18 protein-coding genes are annotated in these 17,685 nt (G+C 67.6%); 9 read left to right on the plus strand and 9 right to left on the minus strand.

Annotation, left to right across the window (positions count from 1 at the left end; all coding sequences use genetic code 11):
* The coding region (locus ACFE77_RS07385) for an AAA family ATPase (RefSeq protein ID WP_375420989.1) at window positions 1-1,115 on the plus strand (1,115 nt) is incomplete at its 5' end.
* A 284-nt stretch (window positions 1,116-1,399) separates the two neighbouring features.
* On the opposite strand, the gene coaD is transcribed toward ACFE77_RS07385, so the two are convergent.
* From coaD to ACFE77_RS07410, 5 genes are all read right to left on the minus strand, one after another.
* On the minus strand, window positions 1,400-1,906 hold the full coding sequence (gene coaD / locus ACFE77_RS07390) for a pantetheine-phosphate adenylyltransferase (RefSeq protein WP_375420990.1): 507 nt from the start codon (window positions 1,904-1,906) through the stop codon (window positions 1,400-1,402).
* Window positions 1,907-1,918: 12 nt separating this feature from the next.
* On the minus strand, window positions 1,919-2,812 hold the full coding sequence (locus tag ACFE77_RS07395; protein ID WP_375420991.1) for a polyprenyl synthetase family protein: 894 nt from the start codon (window positions 2,810-2,812) through the stop codon (window positions 1,919-1,921).
* A gap of 3 nt (window positions 2,813-2,815) precedes the next feature.
* Window positions 2,816-3,055: an exodeoxyribonuclease VII small subunit gene (locus tag ACFE77_RS07400; protein WP_375420992.1), complete on the minus strand. Its 240-nt coding sequence runs from the start codon at window positions 3,053-3,055 to the stop codon at window positions 2,816-2,818.
* A 42-nt stretch (window positions 3,056-3,097) separates the two neighbouring features.
* Entirely contained in the window at window positions 3,098-4,765 is a 1,668-nt protein-coding gene (locus ACFE77_RS07405; protein WP_375420993.1) for a long-chain fatty acid--CoA ligase, read from the minus strand.
* Between the two features lie 78 nt (window positions 4,766-4,843).
* Entirely contained in the window at window positions 4,844-6,529 is a 1,686-nt protein-coding gene (locus tag ACFE77_RS07410; RefSeq protein WP_375420994.1) for a diguanylate cyclase, read from the minus strand.
* 238 nt (window positions 6,530-6,767) lie between these two features.
* Between ACFE77_RS07410 and ACFE77_RS07415 the strand changes: the two genes are divergently transcribed.
* The 8 genes from ACFE77_RS07415 to ACFE77_RS07450 all read left to right on the plus strand — a co-directional run bounded on the left by ACFE77_RS07415 (window position 6,768) and on the right by ACFE77_RS07450 (window position 15,296).
* On the plus strand, window positions 6,768-7,286 hold the full coding sequence (locus ACFE77_RS07415) for a PEP-CTERM sorting domain-containing protein (RefSeq protein ID WP_375420995.1): 519 nt from the start codon (window positions 6,768-6,770) through the stop codon (window positions 7,284-7,286).
* A gap of 308 nt (window positions 7,287-7,594) precedes the next feature.
* Window positions 7,595-8,368 carry a peptidylprolyl isomerase gene (locus tag ACFE77_RS07420; RefSeq protein ID WP_375420996.1) on the plus strand — a complete coding sequence of 258 codons (774 nt, stop codon included), beginning with the start codon at window positions 7,595-7,597 and terminating at the stop codon, window positions 8,366-8,368.
* Window positions 8,365-9,390 carry a tRNA preQ1(34) S-adenosylmethionine ribosyltransferase-isomerase QueA gene (gene queA / locus ACFE77_RS07425; RefSeq protein ID WP_375420997.1) on the plus strand — a complete coding sequence of 342 codons (1,026 nt, stop codon included), beginning with the start codon at window positions 8,365-8,367 and terminating at the stop codon, window positions 9,388-9,390. Before ACFE77_RS07420 ends, queA begins: the two co-directional genes overlap by 4 nt.
* A 10-nt stretch (window positions 9,391-9,400) precedes the next feature.
* Window positions 9,401-9,874: an EF-hand domain-containing protein gene (locus tag ACFE77_RS07430; protein WP_375420998.1), complete on the plus strand. Its 474-nt coding sequence runs from the start codon at window positions 9,401-9,403 to the stop codon at window positions 9,872-9,874.
* Entirely contained in the window at window positions 9,874-11,007 is a 1,134-nt protein-coding gene (gene tgt / locus ACFE77_RS07435) for a tRNA guanosine(34) transglycosylase Tgt (RefSeq protein ID WP_375420999.1), read from the plus strand. The genes ACFE77_RS07430 and tgt overlap by 1 nt, the downstream gene beginning before the upstream one ends.
* Window positions 11,008-11,009: 2 nt before the next feature.
* Complete coding sequence (locus ACFE77_RS07440; protein ID WP_375421000.1) at window positions 11,010-11,195, plus strand: hypothetical protein; 186 nt, start codon at window positions 11,010-11,012, stop codon at window positions 11,193-11,195.
* 78 nt (window positions 11,196-11,273) lie between these two features.
* Entirely contained in the window at window positions 11,274-14,099 is a 2,826-nt protein-coding gene (locus ACFE77_RS07445) for a M16 family metallopeptidase (RefSeq protein WP_375421001.1), read from the plus strand.
* 246 nt (window positions 14,100-14,345) lie between these two features.
* Window positions 14,346-15,296 carry a cell wall hydrolase gene (locus tag ACFE77_RS07450; RefSeq protein WP_375421002.1) on the plus strand — a complete coding sequence of 317 codons (951 nt, stop codon included), beginning with the start codon at window positions 14,346-14,348 and terminating at the stop codon, window positions 15,294-15,296.
* Between the two features lie 170 nt (window positions 15,297-15,466).
* Here the strand turns inward: ACFE77_RS07450 and ACFE77_RS07455 are convergent, their stop codons facing one another.
* The 4 genes from ACFE77_RS07455 to ACFE77_RS07470 form a co-directional block, all read right to left on the minus strand.
* A complete protein-coding gene (locus ACFE77_RS07455) occupies window positions 15,467-15,679 on the minus strand; it encodes a hypothetical protein (protein WP_375421003.1) in 213 nt (70 codons plus the stop codon).
* A 73-nt stretch (window positions 15,680-15,752) separates the two neighbouring features.
* Window positions 15,753-15,965, minus strand: a complete 213-nt coding sequence (locus ACFE77_RS07460; protein ID WP_375421004.1) for a cold-shock protein — start codon at window positions 15,963-15,965, stop codon at window positions 15,753-15,755.
* 376 nt (window positions 15,966-16,341) lie between these two features.
* Entirely contained in the window at window positions 16,342-16,698 is a 357-nt protein-coding gene (locus ACFE77_RS07465) for a hypothetical protein (protein WP_375421005.1), read from the minus strand.
* A gap of 74 nt (window positions 16,699-16,772) precedes the next feature.
* Entirely contained in the window at window positions 16,773-17,678 is a 906-nt protein-coding gene (locus ACFE77_RS07470) for a flagellin (protein ID WP_375421006.1), read from the minus strand.
* Between the last annotated feature and the right edge of the window lie 7 nt (window positions 17,679-17,685).

The raw sequence follows: 17,685 nt of genomic DNA on the forward strand, positions 1-17,685 counted from the left end.
TGCCCGACAAGGCGATCGACGTGATCGACGAGGTCGGCGCGATGCAGATGCTGGTGCCGCCGAACAAGCGCAAGAAGACGATCACCACCAAGGAGATCGAACAGGTCATCGCGACGATGGCGCGGATCCCGCCGAAGTCGGTGTCCTCGGACGACAAGAAGTCGCTGGCGTCGCTCGAGACGGATCTGAAGCGGGTGGTGTTCGGGCAGGACAAGGCGATCGAGCTGCTGTCGTCGGCGATCAAGCTGTCGCGGGCGGGGCTTCGCGATCCCGAAAAGCCGATCGGCAACTATTTGTTCACCGGCCCGACCGGCGTCGGCAAGACCGAGGTCGCCAAGCAGCTCGCGCAGATCATGGGCATTCCGCTCCAGCGCTTCGACATGTCCGAATATATGGAACGGCATTCGGTCAGCCGGCTGATCGGTGCGCCCCCGGGCTATGTCGGATTCGACCAGGGCGGCCTGTTGACCGACGCGGTCGACCAGCAGCCGCATTGCGTGCTGCTGCTCGACGAGATCGAGAAGGCGCATCCCGACCTGTTCAACATCCTGTTGCAGGTGATGGATAACGGCCGTCTGACCGATCAGCACGGCAAGTCGGTCGATTTCCGCAACGTCATCCTGATCATGACCACCAATGCCGGCGCGTCGGACATGGCGCGCGAGACGGTCGGCTTCGGCAATCTCACCCGCGAGGGCGAGGACGAGCAGGCGGTGCAGAAGATGTTCACGCCGGAATTCCGCAACCGGCTCGATGCGATCGTGCCGTTCGGCTACCTGCCGACCGAAGTGGTCGCGCGGGTGGTGGACAAGTTCATCCTCCAGCTCGAACTGCAGCTGGCGGACCGCAGCGTCCACATCCAGCTCGACGACGCATCGAAGAGCTGGCTGACCGAAAAGGGCTACGACAAGCTGTACGGCGCACGCCCGATGGGCCGCCTGATCCAGGAGAAGATCAAGCAGCCGCTCGCGGAGGAACTGCTGTTCGGCAAGCTGGTCCATGGCGGCGAGGTAACGGTGAAGATGAAGGACGGCGCACTGTCCTTCGCGATCGAGCCGGCTGCACCGAAGAAGCCCAAGAAGGGCGGACGCAAGGTGGTTACCGACGTGGCGTGATGGGGTGGGGGTCGGATGGGGCTAGCGTCCCTCGTCCCCCACTACCACCCCGGCGAAGGCCGGGGGCCAGTCGCGAAGGTAGAGGTAACTAGGCGCAACGCTCAGTCACGATCGTCTCCCGACTGGGCCCCGGCCTCCGCCGGGGTGGTGCTCGATCGGGTCGATCCGGGCGCAGACCCTCGACGATTTCGCTCACCCGAACACCGTGTGTCCCCGCGAACGCGGGGACCCAGTACTGGGCTCCCGCCTTCGCGGGAGCACAAGCTTGGCGTTCGAAGGGAAGCCTAGCTCCCCTTGCGCCCCACCTTTTCCACCCGCGCGATCATCTCTGCGCGAACGCTCGGCGACACGAACTTCGCGATCTCGCCGCCATACAGCGCGATTTCCTTCACCAGCCGGCTCGCGATCGGTTGGAGTGCGACGTCGGCCATCAGGAACACGGTCTCGACCCGCGGATTGATCTGCTGGTTCATCCCCGCCATCTGGTACTCATACTCGAAATCGGCGACCGCGCGCAGGCCGCGAACGATGATGCGGGCGCCCTGCCGCTCGGCGAAGTCCATCAGCAGCGAATCGAACGCGACGATCTCGATGTCGCCACCGATCTCCGCGACCTCGCGACGAACCGTCGCCATGCGTTCCTCGATCGTGAACATCGGCGACTTGGACGGGTTCGTCGTGACCCCGATCACCAGCTTGTCGACCAGCTTGGCGCCGCGACGGATGATGTCCATGTGCCCCAGCGTCAGAGGGTCGAAGGTGCCGGGATAGACCCCGATGCGCGTCGTCATGGCCGTGTCCCCCTATCGATCGCGCTCGACGACGTAGCGCGCCACCTGGCGTAGCAGATCGGCTTCCGCGCCGAATGCGTGGAGGTGCGCGACCGCCTGGTCGACGAGCATCCGGCATTGTTCGCGCGCGCGATCGATGCCGAGCAGCGACAGGAACGTCTCCTTGCCCGCGACCTCGTCCTTGCGCAGCTTCTTGCCCGCGACCGCCTCGTCGCCCTCGGCATCGAGCAGATCGTCGGCGATCTGGAAGGCGAGCCCGAGATCGCGCGCATAGCCGTGCAATCCCGTGCGCCCCTCGACCGGCAAGCGCCCGAGGATCGCGCCCGCCTCCACCGACGCGGAGATCAGCGCGCCGGTCTTCATCTGCTGGAGCCGGGTGACGGTGGCGAGATCGAAGCGGGTCTTCTCCGCCTCCAGGTCCATCATCTGACCGCCGGCCATCCCTGCCGGGCCTGCCGCGCGTGCGAGATCCATCACCAGTTCGGCGCGGACGAAAGGATCGGCATGGGTCGCGGGATCGGCGAGGATCTCGAACGCCAGCGCATGGAGGCAGTCCCCCGCGAGCACCGCGATCGCCTCGCCATAGGCCTTGTGCACCGTCGGCTTGCCGCGGCGCATGTCGTCGTCGTCCATCGCCGGCAGATCGTCGTGGATCAACGAATAGACGTGGATCGCCTCGATCGCGGTTGCCGCCCGCGCGGCGCAGTCGCGATCCACCGCAAACAGATCGGCGGTCGCGAACACCAGCAGCGGCCGCAACCGCTTGCCGCCGCCGATCGCGGCGTGGCGCATCGCCCGGTAGAGATCGGCGCGTGAATCATCGGGTATGCGCAGCAGCCGGTCAAAGCGGTCGTCGATCTCGGCCGATACTTCGGCAAGGGCAGCGTCGAGCGTGATCGTGGGCACGGATCAGCCGGCGGCGAACGGACGGGTGCCGACCGGCTTGCCCTCGGCATCGAGCCGGATCGCCTCGATCCGCGCCTGCGCCGCATCGAGCCGCTCCGCACAACGCTGGCGCAGCTTGTCGCCGCGTTCGTACAGCTGAATCGATTCGTCGAGCGAGGCGTCGCCGCTCTCCAGCCGCGAAACGATCCGCTCCAATTCCTTCAGCGCGTCTTCGAAGGACAGGCTCTCGATCGGGTTATCCATGCCCGCGCTATGCGATATGGTCGCGGAGGAGGCAAGGTTGGGTCACTCGCCCGCGCGCACCTCAGCCACCAATTCCTTGCGGCTCAATTTGCCGATCATCGTTTTGGGCAGCGCGTCGCGGACGACGACGCGGTCGACCTGCTCGTGCCGCCCGATCTGCGCATTGAGCCACACCCGCAGCGCCTCGCCGTCGACCTCCGCCTCTTCCTGCACGGTCACATAGGCGCGCGGGCGTTCGCCGCGATACGTATCGGGCACGCCGATCACCAGTGCCTCCTTCACCGCGGGATGATGGTAGAGCACCGCCTCGATCTGGCTCGGAAAGACCTTGAAGCCCGACACCGCGATCATGTCCTTCAGCCGGTCGACGATGCTGATGAATCCGTTTTCGTCGATCGTGCCGACGTCGCCCGTACGCAGCCAGCCGTCGACGAACACCTCGGCATCCGCATCGGGGCGCTGCCAGTATCCGGCCATGATCTGCGGGCCCTTCACGAGGATCTCGCCGGGCTCGCCCGCGGGCGCTTCGCGGTGAGGATCCTCCTTGTCGACCAGCCGGATCAGCGTGCCGGGCAGCGGCTGTCCGATGGTGCCGGGCTCACCCTCACCCTCATAAGGATTGCACGCGACCACGCCCGAGCTTTCGGACAGGCCATAGCCTTCGATCAGCCGCGCCCCGGTGCGGGTCTTGAACGCGGTCTTGACCTCTGCGGGCAGCGGCGCGCCACCCGAGATGCACACCCGCAACGACGTGAAGTCGGTCTCGCCGATCTTGGGGTGATCGAGCAGCGCGCGGTACATCGTCGGTACGCCCGGTAGCGACGTCGCCTTCGTGCGAGTGATCGCGGCGAGCGTCTGCCCGGCGTCGAACCGCGGCAACATCACGATCATCCCGCCGGCGGCGACGGTGCGGTTGAGCACGCAGGTGTTGGCGAAGACGTGGAACAGCGGCAGCACGCCGACGATGCGGTCGGGTTCGTCGGTGCCGGGATCGATCGCGGCGACCTGCCGTGCATTGGCGGCCATGTTGGCGTGGGTGAGCATCGCGCCCTTGGGCGTGCCGGTGGTGCCCCCGGTGTACTGGATGACCGCGAGGTCCTTCGCCGCATCGATCGCGGCCGGGGTACAGGTGCCACGGTTGGCAATCAGTGTGGAGAAGGCGGTCACCCGCGGATCGGCAGGACGTTCCACCGTCTCCGCCCGTTTCAGCAGTCGGTAGAGCAGCGACTTCGCGGCGGGCAATCCGCCTGCGACGGATCCCACCACCAGCCGCTCGATGGCGCTGGTGTCGAGCACCTTCAGCGCGGTCGGCAGCAGCGCCTTGGCGTTGAGGGTGAACAGCAGCCGCGTGCCCGAATCCTCGACCTGATGCGCGAGTTCGCCCGCGGTGTAGAGCGGGGAGAAGTTCACCACCGTAGCGCCGAGCTTCAATATCCCGTAATAGGCGGCGAGATAATGCGGCACGTTGGGCAGGAAGAGCCCGATGCGGTCGCCGGAGCCATAGCCGAGCGCGGCCAGCCCGCACGCGACCCGATCCGCCGCCGCCCGCGTCTGCGCATAGGAATAACGCCGGCCGAGAAAGTCGATCAGGGGAGCGTCGCCGCGGCGTAACGCACTGTCTTCGAAAAGATCGACGAGGGATTCCGGCGGATAGGTCGTCGTCCACGCGGTGGGATGACGATAATGGTTCAGCCAGTCGGGATCGCTCATTTACATCGTTGTAAGCAGCGCATCGGACAGGATCAACTCAAACGCTTTGATCGCGGAATATAAAGGATGATCGGCGGGTCAGGCCGCGACGGAAAAGGTCGGCGCGCTGCGCGCCCGGTCGCGGCCAGCGGCCTTGGCCTCGAACAAGGCACGATCCGCACTGCGATACATCGCCTTCCAGTCCCCCTCGCGCGCGAGCGGCCCGGTGCAGATGCCGATACTCGCGGTCACCGACAGGTCGAACGGCATCCGCTCCGCACGGAGGCAGTCGAGCACCGCCGCCGCCGACAGCGGCGAATCGGCGGCGACCATGATCGCGAACTCCTCCCCACCGAGCCGCGCGACCAGTGCCTCCGTGGGGACCGCACCGCGGAGTGCGCGGGCAACGACGCGGAGGACCTCGTCGCCGCCGTCATGCCCGATCGTCTCGTTGACCTGCTTGAAATGATCGATGTCGACCAGCAGCAACCGCTGCTCTCCCGCCCGCCCGATCGAGCGTTCGAGGAACGCACGCCGATTGAGCAGCCCGGTCAGCGGATCGGTGGCGGCGAGCAGCCGCGCCTCGATCTCCTGCTCGCGCGCCATGTCGCGCTCGCGGCTGAGCACGCGGATGCGGTATGCGATCGCGAGACTCGACAGCAGCGCTTCGAGCATCATCGACACGATCGTCGAATTGTCGAGCCAGAAGCTCCACGGCAGCAGGCCGACGTTGCTCGCGATTCGCATGCCCGCAAAGATGATCGGCGCGCCCCAGGCGAGCGCGAACAGCCACAGGTAATCGCTCCGCGTACGATAGGCCTGCCACAGGATCGCGGGCACGAGCGCGATCAGCGCAACATAGCCGAGCGTCAGCGCGTGATCGGTCCACAGGATATAGTGCGACGGCAACAACCCGCACGCAACGGTGGCGATCCCGACCGCGGCCATCGCGATGTCGCTCGCACGCGCCAGCTGCGGCGTGAACACCCGCTTCCCGAAGAAACTGCGCGCGAACCCGATCGCGAGGACAGACGAGGTCGCGAGCAGATAGGAGTTCAGCCGCAGCCGATCATTGTTGTCGAGCATCGGCAGCAACCGGGCAAGCGCGCCCGAAGAACTCGCCGCATAGCCGAGCAGCGCGAGGACCAGGCAGCAATAGACCAGCTGGAATCGCTGGCGCAGCGCCCCCCAGAGCGCGAGATTATAGACGATCAGTGCCAGCGCCATGCCCCCGAATGCGCCGTATAGCGCGGCGAGCATGGTTTCCCTCGCGGCATTCTGCGCGTCGGTGGCGATCTCCGCGCCAAGCACGACCCCGCGCAGATTGGCGGCACCCTCGACATGCCACAGGATCCGCACCGGCGGCGCGGCGGCGCGGTAGGGGATCGGCAGCGACAGGATGGCGCCGAGTTGCAGATGCCCGCCCGCGGTCTTGCTGGTGAAGCCGGATCGTATGATCGCGCCATCGGCATAGAGGACGTACACCCCGATCCGCTGCTGCCACAGGCTCGCGAAGCGGATGTTGAGCCCGCGGCGCTCGCCAAGCGATGGCAGCGGCGCGGACAGCGCCCAGAAATCCCCTGCGCCCCAATCCCGCTGCGGGCGGGCACAATCGAACAGATCGGGTGCGGCGAACGCTGTGCGCGCGCTCATGCCCGGCGTCGCACGGGCAAGGCACACCGACAGCGGCACCCGCGCCGCGGCAGTGGCCGGCATCGGCATGAAGGCGCCCACCATTGCCACGAACAGGGCGACGATGATGCGCAACTGAACCGTCAAACCCATGAACCACCGCTACGACAGCGATGGCAAACTTTCGGTAAACCTCCGCATATCGGATCGATGTCACAAGTAATGCGGCGGTGCTGAAGCACCCCGCCCAAGCATTAACCTTAACATTCCAATAAAGAGACAGGTGTGACCAACAGCGGCGTTGATCATCCAGTGTATAGGAAGATATAGGATCGCAGCGAGCAGGTGAAGATCACTCTGCGGCACTCATCACTGGAAAGGGTTAACTACCATGTCGAAGATCAAGATGCTGCTGGCTGCCGCGATGTTGGCAGCACCATTGCCGGCCGCCGCGGCGACGATCGATCTGAGCGCGACCGATTTCAACGCATCCGCGAGCACCTACTTCTTCGATCCCGGCAGCTACACCGTGTCTCTTACCAAGGGACTCCATACCGCGTGGGCACCAGCCTTTAACGTCGGTGGTCCGGAGTGGGTCGCTTACTACAAGTACACGATCGGTAACGTGCAGAAGAGCACCTATATCGATCGGACGCGCTACGGGTCCGCGGACGCAGCGTTCGCCGCCGCCTCCGCGCCGGGCCCGCTGAAGCTCGACTTCGCGACCCGCACCGGGGTGACCTTCGCGATCGAGGATGCACCCTGGTCGTTCGGCGACAATACCGGCGGCCTGACGCTCAACGTCGCCGCGGTGCCCGAGCCCGCGACCTGGGGCATGATGGTCCTCGGCTTCTTCGGCATGGGCATGGCACTGCGTACCAAGCGCGAGCGCAAGGCCGCGATCGCCTGATCCCACTTCGTACCTCCCATCTGCCGCCGCCGGTTCCATCCGGCGGCGGCTTGCTACCGTTGCCTCCACGTGATGCTATAATCGCCCTGGGTTACCCAGAACCTCCACTCCACCGTTCGTTTCGAGCGAAGTCGAGAAACCGCCACGTTGTGTCCGGCCACGGTTTCTCGACTTCGCTCGAAACGAACGGAGCGGCAGGAGGTCGAGCTTGCCATCACGCTCTACCGTCTCAGCACGCCGTCACGTTCAGATTGGCGCAAGCCGGGATTTGCTCTAAGCGCCGCTCTTTCCGATCTCGGTGGGGACCCATGCGCTTCTTTGCCCGTCTGTTCGCGTTTGTCGCCTGTCTCGCCGCGGTGCCGGCGGGCGCCCAGCAAGCTGCGCCGACCACCCCCGATACGACCGCGCGTGCGACCGCGCCGCAGACCACCGACAAGGAAAACCTCTGGCTGCTCGATCTGTCGGACGGCGGCCGCGTCACGATCTGGCTGCGTCCCGATCTCGCGCCCAAGATGGTCGAGCGGATCAAGCTCCTGACCCGCCAGCGTTTTTATGACGGCTTGTTGTTCCACCGCGTGATCGAAGGCTTCATGGCGCAGGGCGGCGATCCCAAGGGCGACGGCACCGGTGGCTCGTCGCTGCCGAACCTGCCTGCGGAGTTCAACTACTTCCCGCACGTCCGGGGCGTGGTGTCGGCGGCGCGTGCGGATGACGAGAACAGCGCCAACAGCCAGTTCTTCATCGTCCTGCAGCCGCGGCTCGCGCTCGACAAGAAATACACGGTGTTCGGCCGCGTGCTCGACGGCATGGCCTATGTCGACGCGATCGAGCGGGGCGAGCCGCCGGCGAACCCGACCCGGATCCTGCGCGCCTATATCGCCGCGGATAATCCGCCCACCTATTTCGCCGCAGCGCCTCCCCCACCGCCGTCGCTGGGCGCACCGGTGACGCTGCCGGGCACGGCGCCCGCCGCCGCCGCAGCTCCCGCCAAGGCCGCGGCGCGCCCGAAGCCGTCGAGCGTAGCGGCGCCCAGGCCCGCGGCGGTCGCCGCACCCGAAAAGGCCGCTTCGACCGACCAGTGAAAGTCGATCTGTTCGACTTCGCGCTGCCGCCAGACAGCATCGCGCTCCGTCCCGCCGCACCGCGCGACTCGGCGCGGCTGCTGCTGCTGGACGGCGCGACGAAGAGCGACCGCGTGGTGAGCGACCTGCCGGCCCTGCTGCGGGCCGGCGACCTGCTGGTGTTCAATGACACCCGGGTGATCCCCGCGCAGCTCGACGGGCGGATCGGCAAGGCGCGGATCGGCGCGACGCTTCACAAGCGCGAGGGCCCGCGGCGGTGGCGCGCCTTCGTTCGCAACGCGCGCCGGGTGCGTGACGGCGATTCGATCGACTTCGGCGAGGGCGTGACCGCGATCGCGGGCGACCGCGGCGAGGACGGCAGCTTCGCGCTCGATTTCGCGGGCGACGAGCCGGTCGAGACGTTGCTGGAACGCGCGGGCCGGATGCCGCTGCCGCCCTATATCGCCGCACGCCGTCCGACCGATGCGCACGATGCCGACGATTACCAGACGATGTTCGCGGCCGAACCCGGCGCAGTGGCAGCGCCGACCGCGGCGCTGCACTTCACCCCCGCGTTGATCAAGGCGCTGGGCGTCGCCGGGATCGAGCATGCGACGTTGACGCTCCATGTCGGCGCGGGGACCTTCCTGCCGGTGAAGGCGGACGACACCGATGCGCACCGCATGCACGCCGAATGGGGCCGGATCGACGCCGCCACCGCGGACCGGCTCAATGCGGTGCGCGCGCGCGGCAACCGGGTGATTGCGGTCGGCACCACCTCGCTGCGGCTGATCGAGAGCGCGGCCGGCGATGACGGGGTCGTGCGCGCGTTCGAGGGCGACACCGCGATCTTCATCACGCCGGGCTATCGCTTCCGCGGCGTCGACGGGCTGATGACCAACTTCCATCTGCCGCGATCGACCCTGTTCATGCTGGTATCGGCGATGATGGGGCGGGAGCGCATGCAGGACGCCTATCGCCACGCGATCGAAAGCGGCTATCGCTTCTACAGCTATGGCGATGCGTCGCTGCTCCTGCCCTGAGGTGCCGTCGATGATCCCCTTCGCGATCCTGCTTCAGGCAGCACCGGTGCCTGCGGTGCCGGCGATCCCTTCGCTTCCCGCGCAGCCGCCGGCGACGATGGTGGTCGAGCCGGTCGGGATGGCGATCGCGGGGTTCGACGCCGACATCAACGGCATCACCAGCGCGGCCGAACTCGCGGCCGGCGTGCGCCGGTCTTTCGAAGCCATCGATACCGCGCGCGCGGGCAGCATCGGCTATATCGGCTTTGCCGACTGGGCGGAGCGCTGGCTCGGCGATCGCAATGCGCTGCCGAGCCCGTTCGAGATCGACACCGATGGCGACAACCGAATTACCCTCGCAGAGCTTCAGGCGCAGTTCGCGCGCGTCGTCGCGCGGCTCGATCGCAACAAGGACGGTGCGGTCTCGCGCGCCGAACTGCTGACGATCCGCGCCACCGTCCCGCGCGAACGCCCGCCGGAAAAGCCGAAGCGCAAGGGCCGCTAATGTCGCGGTTCGCGTTCACCATCGACGCCACCGACGGCGCGGCGCGCACCGGTGCGATCGCTATGCAGCGCGGGACGATCCGCACGCCCGCCTTCATGCCGGTCGGCACCGCCGCGACGGTGAAGGCGATGAAGCCCGCGGATGTCGAGGCGGCGGGCGCCGACATCATCCTCGGCAACACCTATCACCTGATGCTCCGTCCCGGTGGCGAACGCGTCGCGCGACTGGGCGGGCTGCACAAGTTCATGGGCTGGTCGAAGCCGATCCTGACCGATTCGGGCGGCTATCAGGTGATGAGCCTCGCCGATCTCACCAAGCGATCCGAGGAGGGCGTGTCGTTCCGTTCGCACCTCGACGGATCGCGGCACCTGATCAGCCCCGAACGATCGATCGAGATCCAGCGGCTGCTCGGGTCCGACATCGTCATGTCATTCGACGAGCTGGTGCCGACCACCTCGACCGCGGAGGTCCAGGCCGCCGCGATGGAACGATCGATGCGCTGGGCCAAGCGCAGCCGCGACGCGTTCGACGGCGGCGGCGAGCATGCTGAACGCGCCGCGATCTTCGGCATCCAGCAAGGCGCGCTCGACGAGCGCCTGCGCAAGAGTTCGGCCGATGCGCTGATCGACATCGGGTTCGACGGCTATGCGGTCGGCGGGCTCGCGGTCGGCGAGGGCCAAGAGGCGATGTTCGCGTGCCTCGACTTCGCGCCCGGCCAGCTGCCGGCGGACAAGCCACGCTATCTGATGGGGGTCGGCAAGCCCGACGACATCGTCGGCGCGGTCGAACGCGGGATCGACATGTTCGACTGCGTGATGCCGACCCGCTCCGGCCGCACCGGGCAGGCGTTCACCCGCACCGGGCCGATCAACCTGCGCAATGCGCGGTTCGGCGAGGACCAGGGGGCGCTCGATCCGGCCTGCGCCTGTCCGGTCTGCACGACGTGGAGCCGCGCCTATGTCCATCATCTCGTGCGTGCGGGTGAAATTCTCGGCGCCATGTTGATGACCGAACATAATGTCTGGTTCTACGAGAGCTTGATGGCGGACCTGCGGCACGCCATTGCCGCAGGGACGCTTGGCGCGTTCGCCGACGATTTCCGCGCGCGCTATCGCCCGGTACGAGGAGAGTAGAGATGGCCGACGAACCCAACGAGATCCTGGAGGCGGTCGCCGCCGCCAAGGCGCGCAAGGACGCCGCCGCCACCACCGCCGATCCCGCGACCAAGAGCCGCTGGCCGATGCGGATCATCGGCGTCGGCATCGGCTCCGCCGCCGTCGCCGCCGCGGTGCTGTTCGCGAATTCGGGCAAGAAGGACTGAGGCGGCCCCCGTCACCCCGGACTTGATCCGGGGCGACGAAAAATCAAAACGAACTCCCCCTCCTTCCGGAGACTCTCGATGCGCCTGTTCCGTGTTGCCCTGCTGCTCGGCGCAGCGCTCTCCCCTGCGGTCACCGTCGCGCAGACCGCCGCGCCTGCCGCCACGGTCAAGCCGATCGCCTTCACCGAGCGCACGCTCGCCAACGGCCTGCGGATCTATGCGCTGCGCGATACCAAGACGTCGAACGTCGCGGTGCAGGTCTGGTACGATGTCGGGTCGAAGGACGATCCCAAGGGCCGGTCGGGCTTTGCACACATGTTCGAACACCTGATGTTCAAGGCGAGCCGCAACCTCGTCGCGGAACAGATGGATCGCCTGACCGAGGATGTCGGCGGCAACAACAACGCGTCGACCGGCGACGACTACACCAATTATTACGAGGTGGTCCCGGCCAACCACCTCCAGCGGCTGTTGTTCGCCGAGGCCGATCGCATGGCGAGCCTGGTGGTGGAGCCCAAGACCTTCGGGTCCGAACGCGACGTGGTGAAGGAGGAGCTACGCCAGTCGACCCTTGCCCGCCCCTATGGCAAGCTGTTCTCGACCTATCTGTCGGCGGCGTCCTACACCCGGCATCCCTATGCGCGATCGACGATCGGCAGCATCGACGAGCTTGAGGCCGCCTCGATCGACGATGTCCGCGCGTTCCATGCGACCTATTATCGGCCCGACAATGCGGTCCTCGTCGTGTCGGGCAATTTCGACCCCGCGCAGCTGAACGCCTGGGTCGACCGGTATTTCGCGGGGATCGCCAAGCCGGCGGGCAGGATCCCGCGGGTCACGGTCACCGAACCGCCGCGCACCGCACCGGTCCGCTACACGGTCTACGAAGCCAACACCCCGCTGCCCGCGATCATGATGACGTGGCACGTACCCGCCGACCGCGATCCCGACATTCCCGCACTAACGGTGCTGCAGACGATCCTCGCGACCGGCGAGAGCTCGCGGCTCTACCAGAGTCTCGTCTACCGCGATCAGCTGGCGCAGGACGCCGCGGCGTTCCTCGACAGCAAGCAGGGCGTCGGCAACCTCATCGCCTATGCGATCCTCGCTGGCGGCAAGACCGTCGACCAGGGCGAGGCCGCCCTCTCGCGCGAGATCGCCCGGTTGCGCGACGCGCCGGTGACCGCCACCGAGCTCGCCGAGGCCAAGAACGAGATCCTCACCGCCGCGATCAAGAGCCGCGAAACCCCCGAGGGCAAGGCGCGCGTGCTGGCGTCGTCGGTGCTCATCGACGGCGATCCGCGCGCGACCGATCGCCAGCTTGCCGCGATCGCATCGGTGTCGATCGCCGATGTCCAGCGCGTCGCGCGCAAGTATCTCGGCGCGCAGCAATCCGCGACGGTTCGTTACCTGCCCGACACGGCGAAGCCCGCGGGTACGACGGGTGACGCGATCGCGGTCGCCGGCACCGTTGCCACCGAGCCGTTGACCCCGCCCGCCAAGATCGAAATCGTCACGCCCGCGCCCGAAGGGGTCCGCCTGCTGCCGCCACCGCCCGGCGCCCCGGTCGTCGCCGCGGTGCCGCAACCGGTGGAAACGCGGCTCGCCAACGGGCTGCGCGTCATCACGGTCGAGCGTCACGATCTGCCGCTCGTCACTGCCGCGCTGGTCGCGACCGGGGGCGGCGCGACCGATCCGCGCGCTCGTTCGGGGGTCGCGACCCTCGCCGCCGAGGTCATGACCAAGGGCACCGCGACCCGGTCCGCGACCGATATCGCGCGCCAGATCGAATCGCTTGGCGGCTCGATCGGCAGCAGCGCCGATCGCGACGGCGCCTCCGTGACGGTGACGGTGAAATCCGACCAGTTGGGCAAGGCGTTGCCGATCGTCGCCGACGTCGCGATCCGCCCCGCCTTCGCGCCCGAGGAGATCGAGCGCGCGCGGGCGCAGGCGATCGACGGCGTTCAGGTCGCGATGAAGAACCCCGCGCAGCTCGCCGGGCTTCTCGCGACCCGCCTGGTATTCGGCGACGGCCCCTATGCCGCGCCGCTGGAGGGAACACCCGCATCGCTGAAGGCGATCACGAAAGAAGATGTCGCGGCATCGTATCGCGGCACCTGGGGGCCGTCGCAGGCCGCGCTGATCATGGTCGGCGACGTCACCCCGGCGGCGGCGGCCGCGCTCGCGGAGCAGCAGTTCGGCGGCTGGCGCGCGGCATCGACCGCGGCAGCGGCGACACGCGCACCCGCGGTGCCGGCGCCGCGAGTCGTGGTCGTCGACATGCCCGGCGCCGGGCAGGCCGGCGTGGTGGTCGCACGGCCGGCGATCACCCGGGCGGATCAGCGCTATTATCCGCTGAGCCTCGCCAACACCGTGCTCGGCGGCGGCTTTTCGTCGCGGCTCAATCAGGAGATCCGGATCAAGCGGGGGCTCGCCTATGGCGCCGGCAGCAGCGTCCAGGCGCGGCGGCTGCCCGGCATTCTGGCGGCACGCACCCAGACCAAGAACGGGACCGCTCCCGACGTCGTGACGCTGATCGTCGGCGAGATGTCGCGAATGGGCGCGGCACTGGTGCCCGCGGACGAGCTCGACACGCGCAAGGCGGTGCTGATCGGCAATTTCGGCAACGCGCTCGGCACCACGGAGGGCGTCGCGGACGTCGTCGGCGACTATGTCGTCCAGTCGGTGCCGCTGGCGGAACTCGGCCGCTACGTCGCTTCGGTACAGGCGGTCGACCCGGCGGCGGTCCAAGCGGCGGCGAAGACACTGCTCGATCCGGCGGCAGCGAGCATCGCGGTGGTGGGGGATGCCAAACAGTTCATCGACCCGTTGAGGAAGAGCTATCCTGCGGTGGAGGTGATTCCGGACGCGGGGGTGAAGCTGGATACGGTGACGCTGAGATAGGGGGGCGATGAGCGAGATCACCGCAGCCTTCTCGCCTTCTACTACCCCGGCGAAGGCCGGGGCCCAGGTACGAGACGATCGTGGCAACGCGCATCGCTCCGTTGCCTCGACCTTCGCGACTGGGCCCCGGCCTTCGCCGGGGTGGTAGAAGGGCGAGGTGAGAAGATCGCACAGGTCACGGTGACGCTGCGTCAACGCATGCGGGGCTAAGGGTAGCTCCGCGTCATTCCCGGCGCGGAGGTTCCCGTGTCGCTTCGTTCTTCCAGCATCCACACGGCGCACGCGCTGGCGATCGCAGTGCTGTGCGCCACGGCGGTGCTCGTAGCGGCTTGGTCAGCGCAGTCCGGGTGGCGTGCTGTCCTGCTTCGACCTGCCGGCTCGACTCTCGTCGTACAGGAAATCACCCCCGCCACGCCGCGCATCTCCGATGCCGACGCTGCGCCCGCGCGCGGGGTGACCGGCACCACCGACCTACCCGCCGCACCCACCGCGCCCGCGATCGTCACGGACCCGACCGCCGGTGCAGCGCCGTTCACCTTGCGCGGGATCGCCAGCGTCGACCGCGCCCGCGCGCTGCAATGCCTCACCGCCGCGATCTATTACGAGGCTGCGACCGAGGGTGATGCGGGCCAGGCGGCGGTGGCGCAGGTGGTGCTGAACCGGGTGCGTCATCCCGCCTTTCCGGCGAGCGTCTGTGGCGTGGTCTATCAGGGCGCCGCGCATCGCGGTTGCCAATTCAGCTTTGCCTGCGACGGCGCATCGACGCACGTGCCGACCGCTGCCGGCTGGGCGCGCGCGGCGCGGGCTGCGGCCCTGGCGCTTGGCGGAAGGGTGTTCACCCCCGTCGGGTTGGCGACGCATTATCACACCTATGCGGTCACGCCGGCGTGGAACCGCAGCCTGGTGATGACCGCCGCCGTAGGCGCGCATTTCTTCCATCGGTGGAAGGGCTATTGGGGCACTGCCGCAGCGGTCACACAACACTATCGCGGCGCCGAACCGATCATCGCGCCGGTCGCACCAACTTCGCAACCCGACGCGCAACTTCCGTCAGTAACGTTGCCGCGTCCGAGCAAGGAGATCGCGCCCGCCACGCCCGTCGCGGTCGACCGTCTGCCGCCTGCCTCGGCGGTGCTGGACAAGTGGAAGGAGTCGGGCACGCCGCTGGATCGGCCGATCACCCGGACCATCCCGTGAGCTCCGCCGCGGGGAATTGTTTGCTGTAGATAGACGGGCCCACCGTCCAATCGCCGCCACGGAGCGTGCCGGCGGCAAGCGCGGCCGAGGGCAGCGCGCATAATGAAGGCATGCAACTTTCCATCCTTGCCGACGACCGATGCGCCGACAGGAGGGAAAGTCGCTTCAGGTCAATTGTTGCTCATCGCCGCGGCAGCGACGGAAGCCTGGGTCGCACCCTCGCGGGTCGCCCGGGCGGTCTCGACGCGCAGGCTGCGCTCGGCCATCTTCGACCAGGCCTGTTCGGCGCGCAGGCAGCGCTCGCGGACATTGTCCAGCGTGGCGGCATCGGCGTCCGCCGCGGCTGCAGTGGCGCGGGCGGTGTAGGTGTCGCTCTCTCGCATCGACGATCTCCTGCAAAAGAAGGTTTGAACGAAACGGCCCGGCGACAGAGTGCCGCCGGGCCAGTCATTTCGATCAGTCGTCCTGCGGCTGCAGGTTGACCGCCGACTGCTTGCCGCGCTTGTCGGGCTCGAGGTCGTACGACACACGCTGCTTTTCACGCAGCGTGACCATGCCGGCGCGCTCAACGGCCGTCACATGGACGAACGCGTCGTTGCCGCCGCCGTCCGGCGCGATGAAGCCATAGCCCTTGTCGGCATTGAAGAATTTGACGGTGCCGGTGACCATAATAGCTTCCTTCTCTCAGGGGGCCTCCCGCGAGTCGGGCGGCCCGGTGCCTCGGCAGCAGGGAAGGAAGGAAGAGGGAGCCGCAAAGCGCCGAAGACCGTCGATATGCGACTGTAGCACCACTCATATGGGCGCCAGGGGGCGAAATAGCAAATCGGAGGCCGACGCCGACGAGGTAGCCGTGGCGGCGTGACCTCAGTCGGCACCCTGGCGTTAAGCCTGTCCGACCCACACGTCGTCACCCCGGGCTTGACCCGGGGTCCCGCTAATCTGCACGGGGCAAATCCGTCCGCTACGCCGCGAAGCGGGACCCCGGATCAAGTCCGGGGTGACGGAAAATACTCGGTAAACCAAGCAGGTTACCAGCACCTGCTACCTACACGCCAATGGTCGAACCGCGATCGGCGGCGAATCCCGGGGCCGGACCGGTAGCGGGGCGGAGCGAGTCGCGCATGCCTTCGGGGACCGGCGCAGTGGGATCGGGACGGAACGCGTCCGGCGCCCGGTCGTGCGGGCCAGGATGCGGCTTGTCGAGCGCCAGATCGGGCGCGGCGTGTTCCGCCGGATTCGTGCGCGACCGCCGCACGAACAGGCCGAGGAACGCCGCGCCGATGCCGAGTGCCGCGATCCCAGCGGTGATCGTCGCCACGCCGAAGTTGCGCGGCTTAGCCGACGAACCGGCGCTGGCGCCGCGTTTGGCGGAACTGGATTTCGGATTGCCCTTGGCAGCCATCGTGACTCTCTTTCGCTGGTTACTGGAACGAGCGCGGTCAACGGGCGGGGCGGGCCGGGTGTTCCTGCGAAACCTCAGTTGAGGTAGTTGGCGAGGCTCATCCGCGTGATTTGCACGAATACCGACGAACTCACGTCGAGCAGCTGCTTCTGGGTCTCCAGGTCGATCGACAATTGCCCGTAATCGACCCCTTCGTTCTTGGCGATGATGCCTTCCAGCAGCATCTTGCGGTCGTCGGCGCGTCCGGCCAGCGTCTCGACCTGCGCCTGGCGGGCGCCGTTGATGCTGTTGACGGTGCGGATCTGCGGCACCGCGATGTCGAGCTGGTCGACCGCGGCCTGCATCGCGGCGAGCTGCGCCGGGGTCGGGATCTCGCCGATCGGGCCGGCTTCCGCGAGGGTGCGGAATACCGCGAGCATCCCGCCGCCGAGTTCGCTCGCGGTGACCCCGTACGTTACGTCGATGTCGTCGCCGACCCGCGCGGAGCCGCGCACGTCGTCGTTGGCGAACGCGCTTGCCGGGGTCATCCCGGCGGTGGCGGCAAGCGTGGCGGGCAGGAAGGGCGGGCTGTCGACCTGCGAGCCGCCGAACAGCGCCTTGCCCTCGGAATTGCTGTTCAGGGCGGAGCGAACTTGCGCGAAGGCGGCTTCGGCATTCTGTTGCAATCCGGCCGCCTTGCCGTTGCCGATCGCGGTGATCAGGCTGGTGCGCAGGTCGCTCGCCGCCGTATCGACCTGGCCGATATTGGCATCGTAGAGCGCGAGCGTGTTGCCGATCTGCCGCGCGGTCTTGGCCTGCCCCTCCTGCGCCGCCAGCAGGCTGCGCGTCGACAGCGTCCGCACCGCATCGGTGCCTAGCCCGGCGAGATCGGCGACCTGTTTGCCGGTCGCGAGCCGCTGCTGCGTGGTGACGAGCGCCTGTTGCGACTTCTGCAACGCGCTGCGCATCGTCTGCTGGAAGGGAATGGTGGCCACGCGCATCGTCTGG

Origin of the sequence: uncultured Sphingomonas sp. (genome assembly GCF_964243315.1) — a bacterium.
In the GTDB taxonomy this organism is placed as follows: domain Bacteria; phylum Pseudomonadota; class Alphaproteobacteria; order Sphingomonadales; family Sphingomonadaceae; genus Sphingomonas.

Excerpts from the sequence above, each read along its gene's own strand:
- coaD (WP_375420990.1), bottom strand. The coding sequence starts at position 1,906 with ATGACGACGCGCATCGGGGTCTATCCCGGCACCTTCGACCCTCTGACG.
- ACFE77_RS07400 (WP_375420992.1), bottom strand. The coding sequence starts at position 3,055 with ATGGATAACCCGATCGAGAGCCTGTCCTTCGAAGACGCGCTGAAGGAA.
- ACFE77_RS07405 (WP_375420993.1), bottom strand. The coding sequence starts at position 4,765 with ATGAGCGATCCCGACTGGCTGAACCATTATCGTCATCCCACCGCGTGG.
- ACFE77_RS07410 (WP_375420994.1), bottom strand. The coding sequence starts at position 6,529 with ATGGGTTTGACGGTTCAGTTGCGCATCATCGTCGCCCTGTTCGTGGCA.
- ACFE77_RS07415 (WP_375420995.1), top strand. The coding sequence starts at position 6,768 with ATGTCGAAGATCAAGATGCTGCTGGCTGCCGCGATGTTGGCAGCACCA.
- ACFE77_RS07420 (WP_375420996.1), top strand. The coding sequence starts at position 7,595 with ATGCGCTTCTTTGCCCGTCTGTTCGCGTTTGTCGCCTGTCTCGCCGCG.
- ACFE77_RS07430 (WP_375420998.1), top strand. The coding sequence starts at position 9,401 with ATGATCCCCTTCGCGATCCTGCTTCAGGCAGCACCGGTGCCTGCGGTG.
- tgt (WP_375420999.1), top strand. The coding sequence starts at position 9,874 with ATGTCGCGGTTCGCGTTCACCATCGACGCCACCGACGGCGCGGCGCGC.
- ACFE77_RS07440 (WP_375421000.1), top strand. The coding sequence starts at position 11,010 with ATGGCCGACGAACCCAACGAGATCCTGGAGGCGGTCGCCGCCGCCAAG.
- ACFE77_RS07445 (WP_375421001.1), top strand. The coding sequence starts at position 11,274 with ATGCGCCTGTTCCGTGTTGCCCTGCTGCTCGGCGCAGCGCTCTCCCCT.
- ACFE77_RS07455 (WP_375421003.1), bottom strand. The coding sequence starts at position 15,679 with ATGCGAGAGAGCGACACCTACACCGCCCGCGCCACTGCAGCCGCGGCG.
- ACFE77_RS07460 (WP_375421004.1), bottom strand. The coding sequence starts at position 15,965 with ATGGTCACCGGCACCGTCAAATTCTTCAATGCCGACAAGGGCTATGGC.
- ACFE77_RS07465 (WP_375421005.1), bottom strand. The coding sequence starts at position 16,698 with ATGGCTGCCAAGGGCAATCCGAAATCCAGTTCCGCCAAACGCGGCGCC.
- ACFE77_RS07470 (WP_375421006.1), bottom strand. The coding sequence starts at position 17,678 with ATGCGCGTGGCCACCATTCCCTTCCAGCAGACGATGCGCAGCGCGTTG.